At 73.7% G+C, this 24,168-nt stretch carries 22 protein-coding genes; 9 read left to right on the forward strand and 13 right to left on the reverse strand.

Going from position 1 to position 24,168, the window contains the following annotated elements:
- Nucleotides 1-130: 130 nt before the first annotated feature.
- Together ACH5AO_RS27920 and ACH5AO_RS27925 are read right to left on the reverse strand one after the other, a co-directional pair.
- Nucleotides 131-1,759: a cation acetate symporter gene (locus ACH5AO_RS27920; RefSeq protein WP_398929333.1), complete on the reverse strand. Its 1,629-nt coding sequence runs from the start codon at nucleotides 1,757-1,759 to the stop codon at nucleotides 131-133.
- Nucleotides 1,756-2,112, reverse strand: a complete 357-nt coding sequence (locus tag ACH5AO_RS27925) for a DUF485 domain-containing protein (RefSeq protein WP_398929335.1) — start codon at nucleotides 2,110-2,112, stop codon at nucleotides 1,756-1,758. The genes ACH5AO_RS27920 and ACH5AO_RS27925 overlap by 4 nt, the downstream gene beginning before the upstream one ends.
- Before the next feature lie 267 nt (nucleotides 2,113-2,379).
- Here ACH5AO_RS27925 and ACH5AO_RS27930 point away from each other — a divergent pair, with 267 nt between their 5' ends.
- The 5 genes from ACH5AO_RS27930 (at nucleotide 2,380) to ACH5AO_RS27950 (ending at nucleotide 9,471) form a co-directional block, all read left to right on the forward strand.
- Nucleotides 2,380-3,909: a S8 family serine peptidase gene (locus ACH5AO_RS27930; protein ID WP_398929337.1), complete on the forward strand. Its 1,530-nt coding sequence runs from the start codon at nucleotides 2,380-2,382 to the stop codon at nucleotides 3,907-3,909.
- A gap of 59 nt (nucleotides 3,910-3,968) precedes the next feature.
- Nucleotides 3,969-5,501 carry a S8 family peptidase gene (locus tag ACH5AO_RS27935; RefSeq protein ID WP_398929339.1) on the forward strand — a complete coding sequence of 511 codons (1,533 nt, stop codon included), beginning with the start codon at nucleotides 3,969-3,971 and terminating at the stop codon, nucleotides 5,499-5,501.
- A 99-nt stretch (nucleotides 5,502-5,600) separates the two neighbouring features.
- Nucleotides 5,601-6,962 (forward strand): CoA transferase, encoded by a 1,362-nt coding sequence (locus ACH5AO_RS27940; protein ID WP_398929341.1) that lies wholly within the window; start codon nucleotides 5,601-5,603, stop codon nucleotides 6,960-6,962.
- Between the two features lie 199 nt (nucleotides 6,963-7,161).
- On the forward strand, nucleotides 7,162-8,148 hold the full coding sequence (locus ACH5AO_RS27945; protein ID WP_398929497.1) for a CopD family protein: 987 nt from the start codon (nucleotides 7,162-7,164) through the stop codon (nucleotides 8,146-8,148).
- Between the two features lie 339 nt (nucleotides 8,149-8,487).
- Complete coding sequence (locus ACH5AO_RS27950) at nucleotides 8,488-9,471, forward strand: DEDDh family exonuclease (RefSeq protein WP_398929343.1); 984 nt, start codon at nucleotides 8,488-8,490, stop codon at nucleotides 9,469-9,471.
- Nucleotides 9,472-9,654: 183 nt separating this feature from the next.
- Here the strand turns inward: ACH5AO_RS27950 and ACH5AO_RS27955 are convergent, their stop codons facing one another.
- Nucleotides 9,655-9,903 carry a hypothetical protein gene (locus ACH5AO_RS27955; protein ID WP_398929345.1) on the reverse strand — a complete coding sequence of 83 codons (249 nt, stop codon included), beginning with the start codon at nucleotides 9,901-9,903 and terminating at the stop codon, nucleotides 9,655-9,657.
- Between the two features lie 247 nt (nucleotides 9,904-10,150).
- Between ACH5AO_RS27955 and ACH5AO_RS27960 the strand changes: the two genes are divergently transcribed.
- The 3 genes from ACH5AO_RS27960 (at nucleotide 10,151) to ACH5AO_RS27970 (ending at nucleotide 13,607) form a co-directional block, all read left to right on the forward strand.
- Nucleotides 10,151-10,945, forward strand: a complete 795-nt coding sequence (locus tag ACH5AO_RS27960) for an SURF1 family protein (RefSeq protein ID WP_398929347.1) — start codon at nucleotides 10,151-10,153, stop codon at nucleotides 10,943-10,945.
- A 120-nt stretch (nucleotides 10,946-11,065) separates the two neighbouring features.
- Nucleotides 11,066-12,847, forward strand: coding sequence for a glycoside hydrolase family 15 protein (locus ACH5AO_RS27965; protein WP_398929349.1), 1,782 nt, complete (start codon nucleotides 11,066-11,068; stop codon nucleotides 12,845-12,847).
- A gap of 4 nt (nucleotides 12,848-12,851) precedes the next feature.
- Complete coding sequence (locus ACH5AO_RS27970; RefSeq protein ID WP_398929351.1) at nucleotides 12,852-13,607, forward strand: SDR family oxidoreductase; 756 nt, start codon at nucleotides 12,852-12,854, stop codon at nucleotides 13,605-13,607.
- Nucleotides 13,608-13,779: 172 nt separating this feature from the next.
- Here the strand turns inward: ACH5AO_RS27970 and amaP are convergent, their stop codons facing one another.
- The 5 genes from amaP to ACH5AO_RS27995 form a co-directional block, all read right to left on the reverse strand.
- A complete protein-coding gene (gene amaP / locus ACH5AO_RS27975; RefSeq protein WP_398929353.1) occupies nucleotides 13,780-14,358 on the reverse strand; it encodes an alkaline shock response membrane anchor protein AmaP in 579 nt (192 codons plus the stop codon).
- A gap of 2 nt (nucleotides 14,359-14,360) precedes the next feature.
- Nucleotides 14,361-14,975, reverse strand: a complete 615-nt coding sequence (locus ACH5AO_RS27980) for a DUF6286 domain-containing protein (RefSeq protein ID WP_398929355.1) — start codon at nucleotides 14,973-14,975, stop codon at nucleotides 14,361-14,363.
- Nucleotides 14,972-15,352, reverse strand: a complete 381-nt coding sequence (locus tag ACH5AO_RS27985) for a hypothetical protein (protein WP_398929357.1) — start codon at nucleotides 15,350-15,352, stop codon at nucleotides 14,972-14,974. Before ACH5AO_RS27985 ends, ACH5AO_RS27980 begins: the two co-directional genes overlap by 4 nt.
- On the reverse strand, nucleotides 15,349-15,534 hold the full coding sequence (locus tag ACH5AO_RS27990) for a hypothetical protein (protein ID WP_398929359.1): 186 nt from the start codon (nucleotides 15,532-15,534) through the stop codon (nucleotides 15,349-15,351). The genes ACH5AO_RS27985 and ACH5AO_RS27990 overlap by 4 nt, the downstream gene beginning before the upstream one ends.
- A gap of 85 nt (nucleotides 15,535-15,619) precedes the next feature.
- Complete coding sequence (locus ACH5AO_RS27995) at nucleotides 15,620-16,114, reverse strand: Asp23/Gls24 family envelope stress response protein (protein WP_398929361.1); 495 nt, start codon at nucleotides 16,112-16,114, stop codon at nucleotides 15,620-15,622.
- Nucleotides 16,115-16,200: 86 nt separating this feature from the next.
- On the opposite strand from ACH5AO_RS27995, the gene ACH5AO_RS28000 reads away from it, so the two are divergent.
- Complete coding sequence (locus ACH5AO_RS28000) at nucleotides 16,201-16,953, forward strand: nucleopolyhedrovirus P10 family protein (protein ID WP_398929363.1); 753 nt, start codon at nucleotides 16,201-16,203, stop codon at nucleotides 16,951-16,953.
- Nucleotides 16,954-17,252: 299 nt separating this feature from the next.
- On the opposite strand, the gene ACH5AO_RS28005 is transcribed toward ACH5AO_RS28000, so the two are convergent.
- The 5 genes from ACH5AO_RS28005 to ACH5AO_RS28025 all read right to left on the reverse strand — a co-directional run bounded on the left by ACH5AO_RS28005 (nucleotide 17,253) and on the right by ACH5AO_RS28025 (nucleotide 23,947).
- Nucleotides 17,253-18,056 (reverse strand): enoyl-CoA hydratase/isomerase family protein, encoded by an 804-nt coding sequence (locus ACH5AO_RS28005; protein ID WP_398929365.1) that lies wholly within the window; start codon nucleotides 18,054-18,056, stop codon nucleotides 17,253-17,255.
- 106 nt (nucleotides 18,057-18,162) lie between these two features.
- Nucleotides 18,163-18,384 carry a helix-turn-helix domain-containing protein gene (locus ACH5AO_RS28010; RefSeq protein WP_016826854.1) on the reverse strand — a complete coding sequence of 74 codons (222 nt, stop codon included), beginning with the start codon at nucleotides 18,382-18,384 and terminating at the stop codon, nucleotides 18,163-18,165.
- A gap of 355 nt (nucleotides 18,385-18,739) precedes the next feature.
- A complete protein-coding gene (locus ACH5AO_RS28015; protein ID WP_398929367.1) occupies nucleotides 18,740-20,338 on the reverse strand; it encodes an ABC-F family ATP-binding cassette domain-containing protein in 1,599 nt (532 codons plus the stop codon).
- 813 nt (nucleotides 20,339-21,151) lie between these two features.
- Complete coding sequence (locus ACH5AO_RS28020) at nucleotides 21,152-22,576, reverse strand: hypothetical protein (RefSeq protein WP_398929499.1); 1,425 nt, start codon at nucleotides 22,574-22,576, stop codon at nucleotides 21,152-21,154.
- Between the two features lie 243 nt (nucleotides 22,577-22,819).
- The gene (locus tag ACH5AO_RS28025; RefSeq protein WP_398929369.1) at nucleotides 22,820-23,947 is read right to left on the reverse strand and encodes an alpha/beta hydrolase; all 1,128 of its coding nucleotides are present in this window, start codon (nucleotides 23,945-23,947) and stop codon (nucleotides 22,820-22,822) included.
- Between the last annotated feature and the right edge of the window lie 221 nt (nucleotides 23,948-24,168).

Below are 24,168 nucleotides of genomic sequence, written 5' to 3' on the forward strand. Positions count from 1 at the left end.
GTGCGGGGTTGGCCCTCCCCCCCCCCCCCCCCCCCCCCCCCCCCCCCCCCCGGCGGGGGGGGGGGGGGGCCCGCGCGGGGGGGCCCCCCCCCCGGGGGGGCCCCCCCCCCGCGGCCGCGCGGGGTGTGGATCAGTGGGCGCCGGTTCCGGTCAGGGACCGGACCTCCAGTTCCGCGTACTTCTTGACGTCGGGCTCCTCCTTCGACAGGACGGTGCCGAGCCAGCCCATCAGGAAGCCGAACGGGATGGAGATGATGCCCGGGTTCTTCAGCGGGAACCAGGCGAAGTCGACGTCCGGGAACATCGCCTTGGGGTCGCCGGAGACGACGGGCGAGAACAGCACCAGGCCGACGGCGACGACGAGACCGCCGTAGATCGACCACAGGGCGCCCTGGGTGGTGAACCGCTTCCAGAACAGGCTGTAGAGGATGGTCGGCAGGTTGGCGGACGCGGCGACCGCGAAGGCCAGCGCGACCAGGCCGGCCACGTTCAGGTCGCGGGCGAGGGCGCCGAGCGCGATGGAGACGACGCCGATGGCGACAGTCGCCCAGCGGGCCGCCCTCATCTCCTCCTTCTCCGTGGCCTGCCCCTTGCGGATGACGTTGGCGTAGATGTCGTGCGCGAAGGAGGACGAGGAGGCCAGGGTCAGTCCGGCGACCACGGCGAGGATCGTCGCGAAGGCGACCGCCGAGATGGTGGCGAGCAGGATCGCGCCCCAGGCCGAGTCGACGCCGCCCAGGTGCAGCGCGAGCAGCGGGGCGGCCGTGTTGCCGGACGGGTTGGACGCGATGATCTCGTCCTGGGAGATCAGCGCGGCGGCGCCGAAGCCGAGGGCGATGGTCATCAGGTAGAAGCCGCCGATGATGCCGATGGCCCAGTTGACGGACTTACGGGCGGCCTTGGCGTTGGGCACCGTGTAGAAGCGGATCAGGATGTGCGGCAGACCGGCGGTGCCGAGGACCAGGGCGATGCCGAGGGAGATGAAGTCCAGCTTGGTGGTGCCGTCGGCGCCGTACTGCAGGCCGGGCTCGAGGAAGGCGTCGCCCTTGCCGCTGTTCTCGGCGGCGCTGCCCAGCAGGTCGGAGATGTTGAAGTTGAACTTCAGCAGCACCAGGAACGTGATGAGGAGCGTGCCGCCGATGAGCAGCACGGCCTTGACCATCTGGACCCAGGTGGTGCCCTTCATGCCGCCGATGGAGACGTACACGATCATCAGGAGGCCGACGAGGGCGACGATGAGGATCTTGCCGGCGTCGGAGGTGATGCCGAGCAGCAGCGAGACGAGGACGCCCGCGCCCGCCATCTGGGCCAGCAGGTAGAAGATCGACACGACGATGGTGGAGGTGCCGGCGGCGGTGCGCACCGGGCGCTGGCGCATGCGGTAGGCGAGGACGTCGCCCATGGTGTAGCGGCCGGAGTTGCGCAGCGGCTCGGCCACCAGGAGGAGCGCCACCAGCCAGGCGACCAGGAAGCCGATGGAGTACAGGAAGCCGTCGTAGCCGAAGAGGGCGATGGCGCCGGCGATGCCGAGGAAGGACGCGGCCGACATGTAGTCGCCGGAGACCGCGAGTCCGTTCTGGAAGGCGCTGAACTGGCGTCCGCCCGCGTAGAAGTCGGCGGCGTCCTTGGTCTGCCGGCCCGCCCAGACGGTGATGCCGAGGGTGGCGAGGACGAACAGCGCGAACAGGGTGATGATGAGTCCGCGGTGTTCGCTGGCCTCGTTCGCGGCGAGGGTGACATGGGTGATCGCGGGGCTCATGCGCCGCCCTCCATACGGGTCTTGATGGCCTCGGCCTTGGGGTCGAGCTTGGCGGCGGCGTGCCGGGAGTACCACCACGCGATGAGGAACGTGGTGACGAACTGCAGGACACCGAAGACGAGGGCGACGTTGATGTTGCCGAACAGCTTGGCGCCCATGAAGTCGCCCGCGTAGTTGGAGAGCAGGACGTACAGCAGGTACCAGATGATGAAGGTGATGGTCAGCGGGAAGGCGAAGGAGCGGTGGGAGCGGCGCAGTTCACCGAACTCAGCGCTCTCCTGCACCTCGGTGAACTCCTCGGGGGTGGGGAGTTTGCGTCGTTCTGTCGAGGGGGGCGGTGCTTCGGCGGCCACGGGGTCTCCTCGCGGTGCGTTCCGGTTCGGGCGGGGACGAAAGGCGAGTGTCCTCGCGCTTCCTGCCCAAGGGCACGGCGCCACGCGAGGACCGGTTCAACTCTCCGCCGTTCTTTTCCCCCGGCGCTTTGCGAAGCCGTTTCCGGCAAAACATTGCTGACCAGCGAGAGCGCGGGATAGCTTCACCCTGCACCCCCGTCATGTACCTGCCCGAGCACCACCCTTGTGCGCCGGGCCGGTTCCGTTTCCGGATGATGTGGAGACCCCATGGCTCATCTGCGTGCCAGACGCCGGCTCGCCCTCGCCGTGCCCCTCGTGCTGTCCCTGACCGCCTCGCTCGGTTTCCTTCCGGCGGCGGCCTCGGCGGCCCCGCGGACGGCACCGGCCGAGCAGGCCGCGGACGCGCCCGCCCTGGCGTACGTCGTCAACACCGACGTGGACCGCCGCACGATCGCGTCGGTGGAGCGGGCGATAGCCGCGGCCGGCGGGAAGGTCGTGGTCACGTACGACAGGATCGGCGTGATCGTCGTCCACTCGGCCGACCCGGACTTCGGCGAGGAGATACGCGGGGCCCGCGGGGTCCGGTCCGCCGGCGCCACCCGCACCGCGCCGCTGACCGCGGCCGGGACGACGGACGAGGGCGCCGCCGACCGCCTGAGCGACGCCGAGGCCGCGCGGACGCGGGCCGCCTCCGCGCGGACACCCGGCAGCGAACCGCTCGAGGCCGACCAGTGGGACCTGCGGGCGATAGGCGCCGACAAGGCCGCGAGGATCAACGACGGCAGCCGCAAGGTGACCGTCGCCGTCATCGACACCGGCGTCGACGACACCCACCCGGACCTCGCCCCGAACTTCTCCGCCTCCCAGTCGGCCAACTGCGTCGGCGGCAAGGCGGACACCAGCGAGGGCGCCTGGCGCCCGTACACGGCCGAGGACTACCACGGCACCCACGTGGCCGGTGAGATCGCCGCGGCCCGCAACGGCGTCGGCGTCGCCGGTGTCGCCCCCGGCGTGAAGGTCTCGGGCATCAAGGTCAGCGACCCGGACAACGGCCTGTTCTACCCGGAGAACGTCGTCTGCGCCTTCGTGTTCGCCGCCGACCACGGCGTGGAGATCACGAACAACAGCTACTACGTCGACCCGTGGCTGTACAACTGCACGGACGACCCGGACCAGAGGGCGATCGTCGACGCGGTCAACCGGGCCCAGCTGTACGCGCAGCGCAAGGGCACCCTGCACCTGGCCTCGGCCGGCAACTCCAACCACGACCTGGACTCCGACGCGATCGTCGACGACTCCAGCCCCGACGACTCCACGCCGGTGCCGCGCACCATCGACCCGCACGAGTGCTTCGACGTACCGACCCAGCTGCCGGGCGTCGTCACGGTCAGCGCGACGGGCGTGCGGAACCTCAAGTCGTACTACTCCACGTACGGCAAGGGCGTCATCGACGTCGCCGCGCCGGGCGGCGACCGCCGCTACCAGCTGCCGGACACGCCGTCGAAGGACGGCCGCATCCTGTCGACCATGCCGAACGGCGAGTACGCCTGGCTGCAGGGCACCTCGATGGCATCCCCGCACGCCGCCGGTGTCGCCGCGCTGCTGAAGTCCGAGCACCCGCGGGCCACGCCCGCCCAGTTGCGGGCGCTGCTGAAGGCCCAGGCGGACAACCCCGGCTGCCCCGACTCCTACGACCAGGACGGCGACGGCGCGCAGGACGCCACCTGTGAGGGCGGCGACCGGGTCAACGGCTTCTACGGCTTCGGCATCGTCGACGCGCTGCGCGCCGTCAAGTGAGCGCCGCCGCCTCCCCCTTCCCGCCCTCCGACCGCATCCGTGAACGAACTGGAGACTCCATGACCGCGTCCCACCCGCGCCACCGCCGCGCGCTCGTCGTCCCGGCCGGGATGGCCATGGCGACCGCGCTCGCCTTCCTGCCGAACACCGCGGCCACGGCCGCCCCGGCCCCCGAGCGGCCCGCCGCGGCCTCCGCCGACTCGGCCCCGCTCAGCTACGTGGTCAACGTCAAGGGCGGACACGGCACGGCGGCGCACGTGAAGAAGGCGATCGGCAGGGCCGGCGGGACCATCGTGGCCTCGTACGACAGGATCGGCGTCATCGTCGTCCACTCCTCGAACGCCGACTTCGCCAAGACCGTCCGCACGGTGCGCGGAGTGCAGTCGGCCGGTGCCACCCGCACCGCGCCGCTGCCGTCGGCGGCCACCACCGACACGGTCACCCCGAAGGCGCTCAGCGACGCCGAGATCGCCCGGGCCGAGTCCGCGGCGGCCGAGGGCCAGGACCCGCTCCAGGGCCTGCAGTGGGACCTGCCCGCCATCAAGGCGGACAAGGCGCACGAGAAGTCGCTGGGCAGCTCCAAGGTGACCGTCGCCGTCATCGACACCGGCGTGGACGACACCCACCCGGACATAGCGCCCAACTTCGACCGGGCCGCGTCGGTCAACTGCGTGTCGGGCAAGCCGGACACGAGCGAGGGCGCCTGGCGTCCCGGCCCCTCGGAGAGCGCGCACGGCACGCACGTCGCCGGTGAGATCGCCGCCGCCAAGAACGGCGTCGGCATGACCGGTGTCGCGCCCGGCGTGAAGGTCTCGGGCATCAAGGTGTCCAACCCGGACGGCTTCTTCTACACCGAGGCCGTGGTCTGCGGCTTCGTGTGGGCGGCCGAGCACGGGGTCGACGTCACCAACAACAGCTATTACACCGACCCCTGGTACTTCAACTGCACCGACGACCCGGACCAGAAGGCGCTCGTCGAGGCCGTCACCCGGGCGTCGAGGTACGCGGAGCGCAAGGGCGCGGTGAACGTGGCCGCGGCCGGCAACGAGAACTACGACCTCGCGGCCGACGAGATCACCGACCCGGTCTCCCCGAACGACTCCACCCCGTCGGACCGGGTGATCGACCCGTCCGAGTGCTACGACATACCGACCCAGCTGCCGGGTGTGGTGACGGTCGCGGCGACCGGTGCGAAGGGCCTGAAGTCGTCGTTCTCCAACTACGGCCTGGGTGTCGTCGACATCGCCGCGCCCGGCGGCGACTCAACGAGGTACCAGACGCCGGAGCCGCCCGCCACCAGCGGTCTGATCCTGGGCACGCTGCCCGGCGGCGAGTGGGGCTACATGGCGGGTACGTCGATGGCGTCCCCGCACGTCGCGGGCGTCGCCGCGCTGATCAGGTCGACGCACCCGCACGCCTCGCCGGCGCTGGTGAAGGCCCTGCTGTACGCGGAGGCCGACGCCACCGCGTGCACGGACCCGTACGACATCGACGGCGACGGCAAGGTCGACGCGGTGTGCGAGGGCCCGAAGAACCGCAACGGCTTCTACGGCTGGGGTATGGCCGACGCGCTGGACGCGGTGACGCGGTAGTCGCGCGGGAAGTGTGGGCGGCGGGGGCCGGGCGTTCGCGTCCGGCCCCCGCCGCGTCGTGGTACGGCGTGGTACGACGTGGTACGGCATAGTGCGGTCATGAACGATCTCGCGGCCGTGTGGTCCGCCCTGGGCGGCGATCCCGCCCTCCTCACGCGCGTGTCGGCCGTCGAACGGCCCGGTGTGCTCCCCTCCCGGCTGCCGGTGCGGGAGGCGGCGCGCGCCTGGGTGGGCGCGTGCGCGCTGGCCGCCGCCGAGCTGGGGGCACGGCGGACGGGCGGCGAGGTCCCGGCGGTGCGGGTGGACGACGGGGCGGTGGCCACGGCGTTCGTCAGCGAGCGGCACCTGCTGGTCGGCGGGCGGGCCCCGGAGACCTTCGCGCCGCTGTCACGGTTCTGGCGCACGGCCGACGGGTGGGTGCGCACGCACGCCAACTACCCGCACCACCGGGCCCGGCTGCTGTCCGTACTGGGCGTGCCCGAGGACCCGGAGGCGGTGGCGGAGGCGCTCGCGGAGCGTTCCGCGCGTGAGGTCGAGGAGGCGGTGAGCGCGGCCGGGGGCCTCGCCGTCGCCCTGCGGACACCCGAGGAGTGGGCGGTTCACGAGCAGGGCGTGGAGGTGGCGAAGCGGCCCCTCGTAGAACGCGAGCGGCTGGACGCGGCCCCCGCGCGGGTGCTCGCTCCGGTGGGCCGGGATCCGCTGCTGCCCGCGGCAGGGCTGCGGGTGCTGGACCTCACCCGGGTGATCGCGGGCCCGGTCGCCACCCGCACGCTCGCCCTGCTCGGCGCGGACGTGTTGCGCGTGGACGCGCCGGGGCTGCCCGAACTCGTCGGCCAGCACGCCGACACGGGTTTCGGGAAGCGCTCGGCGCTGCTGGACCTCTCGGCCGGCCGGGAGGTGTTCGAGGAACTGCTCGCGACGGCGGACGTGGTGGTGACGGGGTACCGTCCGGGCGCCCTGGACCGCTTCGGGCTGACGCCCGGCGCGCTGGCCGAGCGGCGGCCCGGAGTGGTGGTGGCCCAGCTGTCGGCGTGGGGCGCGTACGGGCCGTGGGGCGGGCGGCGCGGCTTCGACAGCCTGGTGCAGGTGGCCACGGGGATCGCGGCGGTCGAGCGCGGTGCTCGGGCGGGGCGGCCGGGCGTGCTGCCCGCGCAGGCGCTCGATCACGGTACGGGGTACCTGCTGGCGGCGGGGGTGTTGCGGGCGCTCGGTGAGCAGACGGAGACGGGCGGGAGCAGGGTCGTGCGGGTGGCGTTGGCGCGGACGGCCGGGTGGCTGCTGGAGGGGCCCCGGAGCGGCGGGGCGCCCGCCGGGGTGCCCGCGGCCCGGTGGCTCGCGGAACGGGACAGCGCGCTGGGGAGGCTGCGGTACGCCCTGTCGCCGGTGGTGTTCGAGGGCGGGCCGCGTGACTGGGGGCGGGCGCCGGGGCGTTGGGGAGCCGATCCGGCGCGGTGGGTCTGAGGGACCGCGCGGGGGTGTCACTCGCCGGCGTCGGCAGGATGCCGCTGCGCCCGCCCGTACCGGCCTGGGGGGAGGCACGGGTGCCCGCAGCTACGTCGGCACGACTTCCCGCATGCTACGTCGGTACGACTTCCCGCAGGGGGAAGCCCCGTACTTGCCCTGTTCTGCGGGAGCTTGTGAAGATCCCGGGGTGAGTTCGATGAGGGCCGGGGACAAGACGGACGGTGTCGACGGGGGCGGGCGGGGGCGGGCCGTCGCCGTGCTCGTGCTGGTGACGCTCGGGGCGGTGATACCGCTGTTCGGGCCGTCGCCCGCGTTGCACGGCACCGGGGAGGCCGACGCGCCCGGTACCGGTGGCATAGCCCTGCTGCGGGCGGTGCTGTTCGCGGCGCTGTCCGTGTCCGTGGGCGAGTCGTTCGTGCGGCGGCTGGCACGTTCCGTGCCCGGCGCTCCCCCCGCCCTGCCCCGCGGCTGGTCCACCGCGGCGAACTCCGTCGGCTTCGTGGCCGCCCTCGGCCTGGCCTCCGTCGTGGCCACCGGCAACCTGGTGCCCGACGGCCTCGCCGACATCGACGTCGGCGGCCTCTACGACTCCAGGGACGGCAAACTCGCCCTCCTCGAGGTCAACGCCTTCCTCGCGGCGGCCCTGTGCGCGGCGTCCGGCCGCCCCGGCACCCAGGTGTGGCCACTGGCCGCGGTGATCGTCGCGGAGGCGCTGCGCGCGCATCCGACGACCGAGTACAGCCCGCTCGTCGGCTCCGCGCTGACCCTGGTGCACCTGGTCTGCGCGGCGCTCTGGACGGGCGGTCTGCTGCACGTGCTGCGCACCCTGCGGCTGTGGCCGCGCGCGGAGGCGGGCGCCGCGCTGCTGGGACGCTACGCGCGCGTGGCGGCCGTGCTGCTCGCCGCCATCACCGCGACGGGCGTGTGCAGTTCGCTGCGCCGGATGCCGCCGGAGACAGTCCTGGAGCAGTTGACGGACACGGCGTACGGGCGTGTCCTGCTCGCCAAGGTGGTCCTGACGGCCGGGGTCGCCGTCCTCGCCCTGTGGGCCCGGATCCGGCTGGCCCGCGCGCGGGACCCGCTGACCGCCTGCTCCCCCGCGCGGGCGGAGGTGTACGCGCTCGGCGTGGTGGTCGCGGTGTCGGGCCTGCTGACCGCGCTACCGGTACCGATCCGCTGGTGAACGGGGCCCACGCCCCGCACGGACATTCCCGGCACCCGAGGGCGTGAACCGTGCGCCGGGGACCTGACGACCGGGGTCGCCGTCCTCACCCCCTGGGCCCGGATCCGGCTGGCCCGCGCGCGGGACCCGCTGACCGCCTGCTCCCCCGCGCGGGCGGAGGTGTACGCGCTCGGCATGGTGGTCGCGGTGTCGGGCCTGCTGACCGCGCTACCGGTACCGATCCGCTGGTGAACGGGGTTCCACGGCCCGTACGGACGTTCCCGGCGCTCGGAGGTGCGGGCCGTGCGCCGGGGGCCTGAGGGCCGGCGGTGTCAGTCCGGGCCCGTATCCTCGTGAACCATGCTCGACGACCTCACGACCGCAGCGTCCTCCCCCACCGAGTGGCCGACCGCGTACCCGCAGGGATACGCGGTCGTCGACGTGGAGACCACGGGGCTGGCCCGGGACGACCGCATCATCTCCGCGGCCGTCTACCGGCTGGACGCGCGCGGCGAGGTCGAGGACCACTGGTACACGATGATCAATCCGGAGCGGGACCCGGGCCCGGTGTGGATACACGGTCTGACGAGCGACGTGCTCGAGGGCGCGCCCCTCTTCCAGGAGATCGCCGCGGAGTTCGCGACCCGGCTGGAGGGCCGGGTGCTGGTCGCGCACAACGCGGTCTTCGACTGGCAGATGATCGCCCGGGAGTACGCCCGCGCGCGGAGCGAGGCGCCGGTGAAGCAGCGGCTGTGCACCATCGCCCTCTCCAAGGAGCTGAAGCTTCCGCTGCCCAACCACAAGCTGGAGTCGCTCGCCGCGCACTTCGGTGTCGTGCAGCGGCGGGCGCACCACGCGCTGGACGACGCACGGGTGCTGGCGGAGGCGTTCCGGCCCAGTCTGCGGGCCGCGGCGGCGGGCGGCGTACGGCTGCCGCTGCACGAGTGCCGGCCGCTGACCGAGTGGACGGACGGGCCCCGCACCGGGCAGCAGGCGGGCTCCGGCGGCTACCGGACGGCCGGCTGGCGCCCGTCCCGCAAGCGGCCCGCGTGCCCGTACCCCAACCCCGGGCGGTACGCACCGGGCGGGCAGCTCAAGCAGGGCATGCGGGTGGCGTTCTCCGGGGACACCTCGATCGAGCGGGACCTGCTGGAGGACCGTGCGACCGAGGCCGGGCTGCACGTCGCCGGCAGCCTGTCCCGGCTCACCAGCCTCCTCGTCACCAACGATCCGGACTCGGGCACGTCCAAGGTGGTCAAGGCCCGGCAGTACGGCACCCCGGTCGTCGACGAGGCCGCGTTCGGTCAGCTGCTCGGGAACGTCGAACCCGCGTCGGAGGGCTGACCGGGGGGCGGCTCCTCGCAGCCCGCTCACCCGCACCGGGCCGACGGATCGCCCTGCGGCGGCAGGCGGAGTACGCGGCGACGGCTGGTCCGGGTTCCGGATTCGGAAGGCGCTCCGGGCAGTGCTCGTTCGTCCGGCCGGGAGCCGGGGAGGCGGGTTCGATCCCGCGGAAGGGACCGCTCCCTACGCCGGGGATCCCACCTTGTCGACGATGCCCGTCTTTCCCTCCGCGCGGGCGCAGTGGGCGCCGCAGTACCAGTGGCCGTCGGCCTCGACGCCCTGGCCGATGATCTGCACCCGGCAGTGCTCGCAGATCGGGGCCATGCGGTGGATCGCGCAGGCGAACGAGTCGAAGACGTGGCGAGCACCGTCCTGGGTCTCCACGGTGAACGCCAGCGCGTAGTCGTTCCCGCACACTTCGCAATGTGTCATAGCCAGCATGGTCAGCCGCCGGGAGGGGGCCCGCAAGCCGACGGCGCCGCGTCGGCCGGGTGCCGCGCCCGGCCCGCGCGGCGTCGTTCCGTGTCCGTCGGTTCGGCGATCCCGTCCCTGCGCGTCTCGGTGAGGGCCGGGGCTCCCGGCAGCCGTCCCCGCGGAGGGGAGGACGGGGACCGTCGACCGGACCCGAAGGGACGTACCCGCCTCAAAACACCCCGCGACCGAGTTGTACGGTCGTGGGGTGTACCGCTTTCTCTTGTCCCGCCAATGGGTGACCATCACACTGGTCGCCCTGCTCCTCATCCCCACGATGATCTGGCTGGGCTTCTGGCAGATGGACCGCTACGGGGAGCGCGACGCCCGCAACCGGCTGGTCGCCGACGCGCTGGCCGCCGATCCGGTGCCGGTGGAGCGGCTGGCCGCGCCGGGGGACACCGTGACGCGCGCCGAGCGGTACCGCACCGTGACCGCCACGGGACGCTTCGACACCGATGACGAGGTCGTCGTCCGCCGCCGTACCAACGCCGACGACCGGGTCGGCTTCCACGTCCTCACCCCCTTCGTCCTCGACGACGGCAAGGTCCTCCTCGTCAACCGGGGCTGGATCCCCTCGGAGGCGGGCCAGACCTCGTTCCCCGAGGTCCCCGCGCCACCGCGCGGCGAGACCACGATCAAGGGCCGGCTGATGCCCGACGAGACGACCGAGGCGAGCGGCATCAAGGACCTCGAGGGCCTGCCGGACCGGCAGATCATGCTGATCAACAGCGAGCGGGAGGCGGAGCGCCTCGGCGCCCCGGTGCTCGGCGGCTACGTGGCGCAGACGGCGCCCGAGCCGAAGGACGGCACCCCGGAGCAGCTCGGGAACCCCGGCAAGGAGAACGCGGCGCTGAACTACGCGTACGCCGTCCAGTGGTGGCTGTTCGCGGCGGCCGTGCCGGTCGGCTGGTTCGTGCTGGCCCGCCGCGAGGCCCGGGAGCGGGCCCGGGCGGCGGCCGCGAAGACGGACGCCGAGGCGACGGAACCGGCGGCGGTGTAGCCCTCCCCGGCGGACCCCGGTGCCGTCCTCCTCCGGTGACGGCGCCGCGGCAACCGACGGGCCGTCACTCCCCGGGCCCGCCCCTGATTGCCGCCCCCGGTTGCCGGGAACCCGCACCCCGTGCACCGTATCGAGGACTACGCGCTCATCGGCGACGAACAGACCGCTGCCCTGGTGGGCACGGACGGCTCAGTGGACTGGCTCTGCCTGCCCCGTTTCGACTCCGCGGCCTGCTTCGCGCGGCTGCTCGGGGACGAGGACAACGGGCACTGGCGCATCGCCCCGGCCGGCGCGGACCGGTGCGCCCGCCGCTCCTACCGCGAGGACACCCTGGTCCTGGACACCGAGTGGGAGACCCCCGGAGGGGCGGTGCTGGTCACCGACCTGATGCCGCAGCGCCACCGCGCGCCGGACCTGGTGCGGATCGTGCAGGGCGTACGGGGTGAGGTGACCGTGCGCAGCACGCTGCGGCTGCGCTTCGACTACGGCTCGGTCGTGCCGTGGGTGCGCAGGGAGGACGGCCACCGGGTGGCGGTGGCCGGGCCGGACTCGGCGTGGCTGCGCAGCGTCCCGGAGGTCGAGACCTGGGGCGAGGACCGGTGCACCGTCTCGGAGTTCACGGTGCGGGAGGGCGAGCGGGTCGCGTTCGTGCTCACCTGGCACCCCTCCCACGAGCCGCGGCCCCCGCTGGTCGACCCGTACTCCTCGCTGCGGCACAGCGTCAAGGACTGGCGCGCCTGGGCGGCCCGGTGCCGTTACGACGGCCCGTACCGGGACGAGGTCGTCCGGTCGCTGATCACGCTCAAGGCGCTCACCTACCGTCCCACCGGCGGCATCGTCGCCGCGCCCACCACCTCGCTGCCGGAGGAGCCGGGCGGGGTGCGCAACTGGGACTACCGCTTCTGCTGGCTGCGCGACGCCACGCTGACCCTGAACGCGCTGCTGGCCGCCGGGTACCAGGACGAGGCGGAGGCCTGGCGCAACTGGCTGCTCCGCGCGGTCGCGGGCGATCCGGCGGACCTGCAGATCATGTACGGGCTCGCGGGCGAGCGGCGGCTTCCCGAGTTCGAACTGCCGTGGCTGTCCGGTTTCGGCGGCGCCGCGCCCGTACGGGTCGGCAACGACGCCGTGAACCAGCTCCAGCTGGACGTGTACGGCGAGGTCATGGACTCCCTGGCGCTGGCGCGGAGTTCGGGGCTGTCCCCGCAGCCGGACGTGTGGGCGTTGCAGTCGGTGCTGATGGACTTCCTGCGCACGGCGTGGCGGCAGCCCGACGAGGGACTGTGGGAGGTGCGCGGCGGCCGGCGCCACTTCGTGCACTCCAAGGTGATGGTGTGGGTGGCCGCCGACCGCGCGGTGCGCACCCTGGAGGAACACCCGGACTTCGACGGGGACCTGGACGGCTGGCGGGAGCTGCGCGACGAGGTGCACCGGGAGGTGTGCGAGAAGGGCTACGACCCCGCGCGGAACACGTTCACGCAGTCGTACGGTTCGCGCGAACTCGACGCCGCGCTGCTGCTGATCCCCCGGGTGGGTTTCCTGCCGCCCGACGATCCCCGGGTGCTGGGCACCATCGAGGCGGTCCGCGCGGAGCTGGGGCAGGACGGGTTCGTGCGCCGCTACACGCCGGACGCGACGGCCGTCGACGGGCTGCCCGGCGGGGAGGGCACGTTCCTGGTCTGTTCGTTCTGGCTCGCGGACGCCCTGCACATGACCGGCAGGACGAAGGAGGCGCGCGCGCTGTTCGAGCGGCTGATGGGGCTCGCCAACGACGTGGGTCTGCTGGCGGAGGAGTACGACCCGGTGGGCGGGCGGCTGCTGGGCAACTTCCCGCAGGCGTTCAGCCACATCGGCCTGGTCAACACCGCGCTCGCCCTGTTCGGGGACGAAGGGGCAGGATAGGGCCATGGATCTTGGACTGAAGGACCGGGTGTACGTCGTCACCGGGGCGACCCGCGGGCTGGGCAACGCCTCCGCGCGGGAGCTCCTCGCCGACGGCGCGAAGGTGGTCGTCACGGGGCGGGAGGAGAAGTCCGTCGCCGAGGCGGCGTCCGCGCTGGGGCCGGACGCGGTCGGGGTGGCCGTCGACAACGCCGACCCCGAGGCGCCGGCACGGCTGATCGCCACCGCGCGGGAGCGGTTCGGGCGCTTCGACGGCATCCTCGTCAGCGTGGGCGGGCCGCCGCCGGGGTTCGTCGCCGACACCACCGACGAGCAGTGGCGGGCGGCGTTCGAGTCGGTGTTCCTGGGTGCGGTGCGGATGGCGCGGGCGGCCGCGGCGGAACTGGGTGAGGGGGGTGTCATCGGGTTCGTGCTGTCGGGGTCGGTGCACGAGCCGATTCCCGGGCTGACCATCTCCAACGGGCTGCGGCCGGGGCTGGCGGGGTTCGCGAAGTCGCTGGCGGACGAGTTGGGGCCGCGGGGGATCCGGGTGGTGGGGCTGCTGCCGGGGCGCATCGACACGGACCGGGTGCGGGAGCTGGACTCGTTGTCGGCGGATCCGGAGGCCACGCGGCAGGCGGCGGAGTCCCGGATTCCGTTGCGGCGGTACGGGACGCCGGAGGAATTCGGCCGTACGGCCGCGTTCTTGCTGTCACCGGCGGCGTCGTATCTGTCGGGGGTGATGGTGCCGGTGGACGGCGGGGTGCGGCACGGGTTCTGACGCCCTGTTCGGCGGGTGCGGTGACGCCGGGGCGCTGTGCCGGTGCGCTGTGCCGGTGCCGGTGCTGGGCGGGGGTGGGTTGCGCGGCCCGGCGCTTACGGGGTGCCGTCGCGCCCACCCGTGCCGCCCTGCGGCACGATTGCCCGCGGTCGCGGGGGACGCGGGGGCGCGGTCAGGTTACTCGTTCCGGGGGGTGCTTCACGGCTTGCAGGCGGGCCTCCGTGGGGAGGGTGGGGTGGCCTGTGGAGGTCCGGGCGTGGGTGAGGGGGCCCTTCGCCAGGGCGCGCAGGGCGGTCACCGGGTCGATGTGGGGGTGCAGGCGGAGGAGTACGCGGGTTCTGGGGGCGTTCCTGTGGCCGGTGAGGAGGACGTGGGCCCGGTCCACGCCGTCCAGGTGGCTCGCCTCCTCGGCGAGGGCCTGCTCCAGGGCCCTTCCGCGCAGTGACGCGCCCTCGTCGTCGCCGGTGTCGACGAGTACCTCCGCCGGTCGCCGCCTGCGCAGCACCGCGAGCAGCCACCACAGGGAGAGCAGCACCAGGACGGCGAGCACGGCGATGACCGCCGGCCACCACCAGCCCTCGTCCCGCCACCGGGTCCGCTCGGCCTCGTCCAGCAGCACGTCGTGCCGTCCGTCGTGCGGCCACCAGGAGGGCGCCGGAGCCCCCAGCCCGATCGCCAGCACGGACCCGCCGAGGACGAACAGCACCAGCCCCGTGATCCCGAGCAGCACCCGGTTGACGCCCTTGAGCATCCCTACCGCCCCTTCCGGCCGGGCCGCCGTACGCGCAGCGACAGCGAGGGCGGCCGGGCCAGGCCGAGCCCTGCCACGGCGTCGTCGAGCGTCGCGGTCAAGTCGGCCCGTACGTCGTCCAGTTCACGGAAGTGCGACACCGCGCGGACGTCCGCGCGGGCGCGTTTCACCCTGACCCGCACCGACCGTACGCCGGCCACCTCCAGGGCCCGGTCCCGCAGCACCATGGCGGCGGCGTCCCGGTGCAGCCCCGCGCGGACGTCGGGATCCACGGGACGCATCGGCAGCAGGGCGCGCAGACCGGGGGTCAGGGCGAGCAGCAGCAGCCAGAGTCCGAGGGCGCCGGCGATCCCGGCGCCGGTCAGCACCCAGATGTCGTCCAGGGGCCGTTCGGCGAGTTGCCGGGCCAGTTCCCGGCGCCAGCCCGGCGTGGCACGGTGGGTCCGTACCGCGACGACGTCGTACAGGAACACGCCCGCGATCAGCAGGATCAGCAGCGCGACCAGGCCCGCGGGGACCCGGCGGGCCGACCAGAAGCGCCGGTGGACGCCGGAGCCGCCGGGTGCCTCCGCGGGCGGCGGGTCCTTCTCCAGGACCGTGCCCTCGGGGCCGCTCATCGCGTCCTCCCCCGGGCCGCTTCCGGCGCGGTCGTCAGGTGCAGCCGTTCGACCAGGACGACGACCTCCGGCACGTGCATCCCCGCCAGGGAGCGCACCCGGTCGACCACCTGGCGCCGCACCCGCGCGCACCGGGCGCCGATGTCACCGGGGTAGCCGAGTTCGACGTGCACCCGGACCCGGGCGGCCTCGTGGCGCACCACCACCGTGGCGTGCGCCGGAGCGGCGCCCGGCGGCAGGGAGCCGACCGCCTCTCGGGCCGCCTGGGAGGCGATCTTCGCGACCACCCGGTCGGCGATCCTGGTCGCCCCGCGCTCACCCGGCGCGACGGCGGCCGGACCCCGGCCGGGCTCGGCGATCGTGCTCACCGCCGTCACCGCCGCCGTTCGTCACGGGGACGGAAGAAGTCGCCGAGTTCCAGGTCCCCCTCGAGGAACCGCCCGACGACGAAGCCGACGGCGCCCAGTGCCGCCACCAGCAGGAAGGCCCCGAATCCGCCGAAGTATCCGGCGAAGCCCAACGCCATGCCGACGATCATGCCGACCACGGCCATGTTCATGGTGCGCTCCTCCGCTCACCGAACCTCACCGAACCTCACTGAGCCTCACTGAGCCTCACCGAACCTCACTGAGCCTCACTGAGCCTCACTGAAGGCGGGTCTCCGGCTCCTCGTCCTCCTCCTCGGGCAGTTTCACGTCGCTCACCGCGATGTTGACCTCGACGACCTCCAGGCCGGTCATCCGCTCGACCGCCGCGATGACGTTCTCCCGTACGGCCCTGGCGACGTCGGCGATGGACACGCCGTAGTCGACGACGATCTCCAGGTCTAGCGCGGTCTGCACCTCGCCGACCTCGGCCTTCACGCCGCGCGTCACCGACTTCGAGCCGCCGGGCACCCGGTCGCGCACGGCGCCGAAGGTCCGTGACAGGCCGCTGCCCATGGCGTGCACGCCGAGCACGTCCCGTGCGGCCAGCCCCGCGATCTTCTCCACGACGCCGTCGGCGATGGTGGTGCGGCCGCGGGTCGCGGGGTCACCGCCGCCGCGCCGGGTTCCCTGGCCCCTGCGGGGGGTGGTCTCCAAGAGGTTCTTCTCCGGGTCGGGTGCCCGTACCGGGCCTCCCTCGGTCATGTCGGTCATCGCCGTATATCCCTTCGATCGTCCTCCTTCGACCACCGTATGCGCGGTTGCCCGGTACCGCGCCGGAGATGCGTCAGGCTGGAGGAATGACGGTGGACCGGTGGACTCGGGCGGTACGGCACCAGGTGGGGCTGGGCAGGATCCTGCCCCTGGGAGGAGCTCGCGACGGCGCGTGGATCACGGAGCGGGCGGCGGAGACGGTCCTGCGGCGTGCGGTGGTGCGGGATGTGCCGGGCGTGCGCCTGGACGGTGTGCGGATCGGGCTCGCCGATCCGGGGGCGGCGGCGCGCTCGGCGGAGCCGGTGGTGCCGCCTCCGCCGAGCGCGCTGCCGCCGGGGCCGTTGCGGCTGGCCGTCGAGTTCGCGGCCACGGCGGCGGAGCCGGTGCCGGTGACGGCGTCGCGGCTGCGGGCGGTGCTGGCGGAGGCGGCGGTGGGGTGGGTCGGGTTGGCCGTCACGTCGGTGGATCTGCGGGTGACGGAGTTGCTGGATGCGGGGTCGGGGCCCGGGCCGGTTGCGGGGCTGGTTGCGGAGCCTGTTGTAGAGCCGGGGCGGGAAGCGGTGGCCGAGCCGTCGGATTCCGGTTCCGAGGCGGGGCGGGTCGCGGTGGTGGCGCGCGCTGTGCCGGGGGTGAGCCGGTTGGCGGGTGCGCTGGGGCGGTCCGTGCACCTGGTTGAGCGTTCGGGTGAGAACGCGCTGTCCCGTCGTCACGTGCGGGTGGAACTCGCGGTTGCGGCGGATGCCCGTCCGTTGGACGTGGCTCGGGGGGTTCGTTCGGCGGTGGCGTCAGCTCTGTCGGGTGGGCCCACGGTGGCCGTGCTGATCACAGCGGTCGACTGAGCAGGGCCCTCGGCCGGTGGGGAGTTTTCCGCTGGGCCGCGCTGGTGTGGGGCGGGGGGTGCTCGCGCGGCCCGGCGCTTACGGGGTGCCGTCGCGCCCACCCGTGCCGCCCTGGGGGTACCTCCCAGGCCCTTAAGGCACTGGGGGAGGCACGACTGCCCGCGGGAACGGGAGCGCGACGGCCCGCGGGAACGGAGGCGCGACGGCCCGCGGGAACGACGGCGCGGCAGCGCGCAGGGAACGGAGGCGCGGCGACGCTGCCCGCGGGAAGCGGTGGAGGTGCTGCTCGTGGGGGTGGGTCAGTCGTCCAGGTCGGCCAGGTCGCGGAGGCGGCGGGACTGGGCGGCTCGTTCGGCGGTGCGCTGTTCGTCGTAGGTGCGGGTCCGGGCATCTCGGAGCAGGGCCTTGGTTTCGATGACCGCGTCCCTGGGTGCGGCCAACAGGGCCGCGGCGAGGTCCTGGACCGCCGCGTCCAGGTCGGCCGCGGGCACGGCGAGGTTGGCCAGGCCGGTGGTCACGGACTCCTCGGCCGTGACGAAGCGCCCGGTCGCGCAGATCTCCAGCGCGCGGGCGTATCCGACGAGACCGACCAGCGGATGCGTGCCGGCCAGGTCGGGGACGAGACCGAGGCTGGTCTCGCGCATGGCGAACTGCACGTCGTCCGCGACGACGCGCAGGTCACAGGCGAGGGCCAGCTGGAACCCGGCTCCGATCGCGTGCCCCTGGACAGCCGCGATCGACACGATGTCGCTGCGCCGCCACCAGGTGAACGCCTCCTGGTACCCGGCGATGGTCGCGTCCAGCGCGGCGTCGTCGCGGCGCGCCAGGTCGAGGAACGACGGTTCGCCCTCGATTCCCTCCGGCGTGAACATCTGCCGGTCGAGCCCGGCGGAGAAGGACTTGCCCTCCCCGCGCAGCACCACGACCCGGACGGAGCCGGGCAGCAGCCGACCCGCCTCGGTCAGCGCCCGCCACAGAGCGGGGCTCTGCGCGTTGCGCTTGGCCGGGTTGGTCAGCGTCACCGTGGCGATCGCGTCGTCGACGGTGAGCCGTACGCCGTCCTTGTCGAGTACGGGACCGAGGTCCTGGGCGGACGAAGCCATGGGGCGCCTCCGATGGGTGCGGTCATCCAAGTGACTGCACAGTAACCACCCGGCCGGTCAGTCGGCCGACCGGGTGGCCACCATCGGGAGAGCGGGGCGCCCGAGGTCAGGCCGTAGGAGCCTTTTTGCCCCGTGTCGCCCCGCCACGCCCTCGCAGCGTGACGCCCGATTCGCTGAGCATGCGGTGCACAAAGCCATACGAGCGGCCGGTCTCCTCGGCCAACGCCCGGATGCTCGCACCGGCGTCGTACTTCTTCTTCAGGTCTGCCGCGAGCTTGTCGCGCGCGGCGCCGGTCACCCGGCTGCCCTTCTTCAGAGTCTCGGCCACCCGTGCCTCCTCATGGGAAGTGCGCTCTGGTCTCCTCATGATCACCCCTCCCGGCCCACATGGCCACCCATTCGGCAAGGTCGGTGGGACAAGGTTGTGACGACGGGAGTGCGTCCCCACATACGGAATCAAGAATTCCGCAGTGCGCCGGCGGTACCTCCGAACGGGTTCTTCCATGAAATGCCAGGTCAGAAAGGCACGACGGCCGAGCCCCGGTATTCCGGGAGCTCGGCCGTGAAATCCGTGTAGGACACACCTCGGGATGAGGAGATCTCACACGAATGATGGATCACCGATGGGCCGAATGATCCATACATGGTGGATCATCTTTTCGATCAATCCCGGTTGACGTCTCTCAGGCGAGGGCGACCAGATCCGCGTAGCCGGCGCCCCACAGGTCCTCGACGCCGTCCGGCAGCAGGATGATCCGCTCCGGCTGGAGCGCCTCGACGGCGCCCTCGTCGTGCGTGACGAGGACGACCGCGCCCTTGTACGTGCGCAGCGCGCCGAGGATCTCCTCGCGGCTGGCCGGGTCGAGGTTGTTGGTCGGCTCGTCGAGCAGCAGCACGTTGGCGGAGGAGACCACGAGGGTCGCCAGCGCCAGACGGGTCTTCTCGCCGCCGGAGAGGACACCGGCCGGCTTGTCCACGTCGTCGCCGGAGAACAGGAACGAGCCGAGCACCTTGCGGACCTCGACGAGGTCCATGTCGGGCGCGGCGGAGCGCATGTTCTCCAGGACCGTGCGGTCGGGGTCGAGGGTCTCGTGTTCCTGGGCGTAGTAGCCGAGCTTGAGGCCGTGGCCGGGGACGACGGTGCCGGTGTCCGGCTGTTCGACGCCGCCCAGGAGCCGCAGCAGGGTGGTCTTGCCGGCGCCGTTGAGGCCGAGGATGACGACCCGGGAGCCCTTGTCGATGGCCAGGTCGACGTCGGTGAAGATCTCCAGGGAGCCGTACGACTTCGACAGGCCCTCGGCCATCAGCGGGGTCTTCCCGCAGGGCGAGGGCTCGGGGAAGCGCAGCTTGGCCACCTTGTCGGACTGGCGGACCTCCTCCAGGCCGGACAGCAGCTTCTCCGCGCGGCGGGCCATGTTCTGCGCGGCGACCGTCTTGGTGGCCTTGGCGCGCATCTTGTCGGCCTGCGCGTTGAGCGCGGCGGCCTTCTTCTCGGCGTTCTGCCGCTCGCGCCGGCGGCGCTTCTCGTCGGCCTCGCGCTGCTGCTGGTAGAGCTTCCAGCCCATGTTGTAGACGTCGATCGTGGCGCGGTTGGCGTCCAGGTAGAACACCTTGTTGACGACCGTCTCGACCAGGTCGACGTCGTGGGAGATCACGATGAAGCCGCCGCGGTAGGTCTTGAGGTAGTCGCGCAGCCAGGCGATCGAGTCGGCGTCGAGGTGGTTGGTCGGCTCGTCGAGGAGCAGGGTGTCCGCGTCGGAGAACAGGATGCGGGCGAGCTCGACGCGGCGGCGCTGACCGCCGGAGAGGGTGTGCAGGGGCTGGCCGAGCACGCGGTCGGGCAGGTTGAGCGCGGCGGCGATGGTGGCGGCCTCGGCCTCGGCGGCGTATCCGCCCTTGGTGAGGAACTCGGTCTCCTGGCGCTCGTACTGCTTGAGCGCCTTCTCGCGGGTGGCGCCCTGACCGTTGGCGATGCGCTGCTCGTTCTCGCGCATCTTGCGGATCAGTACGTCGAGGCCGCGGGCGGAGAGGATGCGGTCGCGGGCGAGGACGTCGAGGTCGCCGGTGCGGGGGTCCTGGGGCAGGTAGCCGACCTCACCGGAGCGGGTGACGTTGCCGGCGGCGGGGATGCCCTGGCCGGCGAGGACCTTGGTGAGGGTGGTCTTGCCCGCACCGTTGCGGCCGACGAGGCCGATGCGGTCGCCCTTGGCGACGCGGAAGGTGGCGCTTTCGATGAGGACGCGGGCACCGGCGCGCAGCTCGATGCCGGAGGCGGAGATCACGGACAGACTCCTGGGCGGGGTGTGGGTGGCGGTGGGCGGCTGAGGACGTTCCCGCCGTCTAATGCGCGAGGAGAATGGCCATGCGAGCCATTCTAACGGGGTCGTGCAACCACTTTTTCTGGGTGCGGGTGTGCCCGGCGGCCGTCGGCGGCCGGGGCGCGAGGGCGGGGACGGCACCGTGACGCCGGGCGCGAGGGGGCGCGACAGGGTGTTCGACACGGTGGTGGAGGGCGCGGGCCCGGGCCGGGGCGTACGCCGTCGTGGACGGCTCCGGCGCACACCACCGGCGCGCGGTGGGCCGGGGCGGGCACGGGGGATCCCGGTGCCCGACGGACCGGGGGCGCGGCTTCCTCGCCCAGCGCGGGCCACAGGCTGCGGTCTGCGGCCCGCGCGGTCTCGAGGACGGTCTCCGGAGCCGGAGCCGGAGCCCGGACCCTGCGCCGGAGCGGGAGCCCGAGGCGGGAAACCCGGAGCGAAGCCCGGAGCCGGGGCCCGAGCCGGGAGCCGGGGCCCAAGGCGGAAGCCTGGTGCCACACCCGGAACGGGGCCCGGAGCCGGAGTCCGAGCCCGGAGCCGGGGCCTGGGGCCCGGAGCCGGGGCCCAGGCGGAAGCCCGGCGCCACACCCGGAACAGGCCCCGGAGCCGGAGCCCGAGGCGGGAGCTCGGACCCGGAGCCGGTACCTGGAGCCCGGAGCCGGGGCCCAGGCGGAAGCCCGGCGCCACACCCGGAACGGAACCCGGAGCCGGAGCCCGGAGCCGGAGCCCGGGGCCCGAGGCCGGAGCTCGGGCCCGGAGTGCGGCGCCCGAGCCCGGTCAGCCGCCCCTGTGTACCTGGAAGGCGGCCCGTCGGACCGCCTTGGCCAGGGCCGGGTCGGGGTGGGCGGCGGCCAGGGCGACCAGGACCTGGACGGTGCGCGGGTGGCCGACGGCGCGCACCTCGGTGAGCAGCGCGGGGACGGTCGGCTGGACCGCGGACTCCAGGTGGCGGACCAGCAGCGGGGCCTCGCCGTGGTCGGCGACGGCGGCCGCGGTGTCCACCCACAGCCAGGTGGCCTCCTCGCGGGTGAGGACCTCGTGGGCGTCCTCGGGGTCGGCGCCGTCGTGCTCGGCGAGCCACAGCAGGGCGTACGGCCGCAGCGTCGGCTCGTCGAGCACGGCGCGGACCTCGGGCTCGGCGGGGGCGCCGACCACGCGCAGCGCCTCGAAGGCGAGGCCGCGCAGCAGGGCGTCCTCGCCCCGGGCCGCGTCGATCAGCTCCGTGACGGCGCTGCCGACCGGCCGGGCGGCGAGCCAGGCGCGGTATTCGGCGCGGGCCGCGTTGGGGCGCAGCTGGGCGCAGCCGCGCAGCATGTCCTCGGCGCCCTGCTCGATGTTCCCGGCGGGGCTCTGCGCGGCGACGCAGATCTGCTCCAGCTTGACCCACACCGCCCAGCTGCCGAGCGGGGTGAGCGTGGCCTGTCCGTCGCCGTAGGTGAGGGCCCCGACGGAGGCGAGGGCGCGCAGCGCCCAGTCGAGCAGCGGCTCGAGCGGGGCGTCGGCGGTGGGCGCGGCGAGCGCGGGCCGGGGCCGCTGGAGCGGCACCCTGGGTCCGAGTCCGGGCTCGGACCGGGTCCCGGCGGCTCCGGACGCGTCCGGCCCCGGCGCGTCGGACGGCCGGGAGGCCTCGGGCGGTGGGGCGTAGTCGACCTCGCAGCGTTCCGTGCGGAGTTCGGTGACCCGCTGCTGGAGGAGGTCGAGGAGCTGGGACACGGGGACCGGGCCGGCGGAGAGCTGGAGGAAGGAGAGGACCTGCGGCATGGCCGTGACGACCTCGGCGACGGCGGCGGCCTCGTACTCCTCGGGTTCCGGGTGGGCGAGCGACCAGGCGTCGCAGAGGGCGACCCAGCCGCGCAGCACGGCGCTGTCGTCGCGATCCCAGGCGCGCAGCCGCCAGCCCGGGCGGGCGCTGTCGCCGTGCACCTCGATGAGGCCGGCCAGACGGGCGGTGTCCCAGTCGGCGCGGACCTGAGCGGGGGTCAGGCCCAGGGCACGGGCCGCCCGTTCGGCGGTCGCGTCGGAGAGGGTGGCCTTGCCGTCGGCGGTGGCGCTGTCCCCGCCGGGGCCGAGGGCGGCGTCGGCCCAGCGGGCGACGCGGGCTGCGGCGGCCAGACCGGAGCGCGCCATTCTGGCCAGCTCCGCCGGTGCCGGCGTGCCCTCCGGGGGGCGTGGCGCGGGGCGGCGCGAGCGCCGCTGGTTCATCGCTCTGGGGGCGGCGGCCAGGGGTCGCGGGCGGACGAGTCGGAGCCTGGAGTCGCGCGGGATACGGGACGTCACGGGTGCAGTCTCGCGGTTGACGGTCCGAAAACCCAAACGGAATGTCGACGGAGGCTCCGGGACGGCACGCGCGTCCGCCCCGGAGAGGGTCGCGGGGAGCGATTCAGGCCACTGGTACGACCGTAAACGGAATCCTCGTCACTGGCGTCCGGTGCTCCCTCCGGGCGGTCACATCAGCGGGGTGAGGAAGCGCCGCAGCGCCTCTTCGTAGGCCGCCGGGTCGGCGTTCCACATGGCGCCGTGCGGGGCGCCCCTGACGGTGTGCAGGGTGATGGTGTTCGAGTGGTCGGCGGCGAGGCGGCGGGAGAACCGCCACGGCGCCACCGTGTCGTCGGGGCCGTGGAAGATCTGCGTGGGGACCGTGATCCGGTCCAGGTGGACGGCGCCGGGCCTGCGGTCGCCGTACAGGCCCGTGCGGCCCTGGGCGGCGCGGACCGCGAGCGGCAGCAGCGCGCCCGGGGTGTGCCGGGCGGCGGCGAGGGCGCGCAGGGTCGCCTCCCAGCTGAGCACCGGGGAGTCGAGGACGAGACCGGCGACGCGTGCGCGCACCTCGGAGCGGGCGGCGGCGCGCAGCGCCATGGTCGCGCCGGTGGACCAGCCGTACAGGACGACCTGGCGGGCGCCGGAGTCCACGGCGTGGTGGAGCGCCGCGTCGAGGTCGCGCCACTCGGTCTCGCCGAGGTGGCTGAGGCCGTCCGGGGAGCGCGGCGCGCCGGGGTCGCCCCGGTGGGCGGGGGCGAGCACCGGGAAGCGGTGGCGGTGCAGGAACTCCATGAGGTTCATGGTGTGTTCCCGGGTGGTGCCGAGGCCGTGGACGGTGATCACCCAGGTGTCCCGGGCACCCGGCACGAACCAGGCGGGCAGGGGGCCGAGTTCGCCGGGGATCTCGAGGTCGGTGTGGTCCAGGCCGAGGGCGCCGCCCGGGTCGCCGACGTACAGGTTCGGGGTGAGCCAGGCACGGTCGCCGGGCTCCAGGGTGCCGTACGTGACGCGTTCGAGGCGGCGTACGACGGTGTCGGCGGAGTCCGGGGTGCCGGGCAGGACGGGTCCGACGACCGCGTGGAAGCCGTCCCCGGTGAGGCCGTGGCGTCCGGGCCGCAGGGTGGCGAAGTCCCGGGTGAGGGCGACCTGGCCGGCGGCGGTGGCGTGGACGGTGAGTCCGGGTTCGGTGGGCAGGGGACCGCCCGGGGGCGTCCTGAGCGCGGCGTCGCTGGCGAACCGGCCGACGGCCACCGCGGCGGCGCCGGCCCCTATCACGGCGGTGACGGCGGCGGCCGTCGCTCTGGCAGTGCGCACGTTCTCCAGTGTCATGGCGGAACGTGTACCCGGCCAGTGGGCACCGTACGGTGGGGCGGTGCCCGGCGTCTCCCGGCCGTGGGACGCCGTCACGCGGGCGTGGGGTCCTGGGGTGGGCGGGGGGTCTCCTGGGGTGGGTGGGATTTTCGCCCCCGCCGCCCTTTCCCGCCCTTTCCCTTCCCCGGGGGCCGCGCCCCCGGACTCCCGTCGGCCCTGCGCGT

It is taken from the genome of Streptomyces sp. NPDC018964 (assembly GCF_044390325.1).
Lineage (GTDB): Bacteria > Actinomycetota > Actinomycetes > Streptomycetales > Streptomycetaceae > Streptomyces.

Bases quoted from the DNA above. Each gene is read 5' to 3' on its own strand.
- ACH5AO_RS27920 (WP_398929333.1), bottom strand. From the start codon at position 1,759: ATGAGCCCCGCGATCACCCATGTCACCCTCGCCGCGAACGAGGCCAGC.
- ACH5AO_RS27930 (WP_398929337.1), top strand. From the start codon at position 2,380: ATGGCTCATCTGCGTGCCAGACGCCGGCTCGCCCTCGCCGTGCCCCTC.
- ACH5AO_RS27935 (WP_398929339.1), top strand. From the start codon at position 3,969: ATGACCGCGTCCCACCCGCGCCACCGCCGCGCGCTCGTCGTCCCGGCC.
- ACH5AO_RS27940 (WP_398929341.1), top strand. From the start codon at position 5,601: ATGAACGATCTCGCGGCCGTGTGGTCCGCCCTGGGCGGCGATCCCGCC.
- ACH5AO_RS27945 (WP_398929497.1), top strand. From the start codon at position 7,162: ATGAGGGCCGGGGACAAGACGGACGGTGTCGACGGGGGCGGGCGGGGG.
- ACH5AO_RS27950 (WP_398929343.1), top strand. From the start codon at position 8,488: ATGCTCGACGACCTCACGACCGCAGCGTCCTCCCCCACCGAGTGGCCG.
- ACH5AO_RS27955 (WP_398929345.1), bottom strand. From the start codon at position 9,903: ATGACACATTGCGAAGTGTGCGGGAACGACTACGCGCTGGCGTTCACC.
- ACH5AO_RS27970 (WP_398929351.1), top strand. From the start codon at position 12,852: ATGGATCTTGGACTGAAGGACCGGGTGTACGTCGTCACCGGGGCGACC.
- amaP (WP_398929353.1), bottom strand. From the start codon at position 14,358: ATGCTCAAGGGCGTCAACCGGGTGCTGCTCGGGATCACGGGGCTGGTG.
- ACH5AO_RS27980 (WP_398929355.1), bottom strand. From the start codon at position 14,975: ATGAGCGGCCCCGAGGGCACGGTCCTGGAGAAGGACCCGCCGCCCGCG.
- ACH5AO_RS27990 (WP_398929359.1), bottom strand. From the start codon at position 15,534: ATGAACATGGCCGTGGTCGGCATGATCGTCGGCATGGCGTTGGGCTTC.
- ACH5AO_RS27995 (WP_398929361.1), bottom strand. From the start codon at position 16,114: ATGACCGACATGACCGAGGGAGGCCCGGTACGGGCACCCGACCCGGAG.
- ACH5AO_RS28000 (WP_398929363.1), top strand. From the start codon at position 16,201: ATGACGGTGGACCGGTGGACTCGGGCGGTACGGCACCAGGTGGGGCTG.
- ACH5AO_RS28005 (WP_398929365.1), bottom strand. From the start codon at position 18,056: ATGGCTTCGTCCGCCCAGGACCTCGGTCCCGTACTCGACAAGGACGGC.
- ACH5AO_RS28020 (WP_398929499.1), bottom strand. From the start codon at position 22,576: ATGAACCAGCGGCGCTCGCGCCGCCCCGCGCCACGCCCCCCGGAGGGC.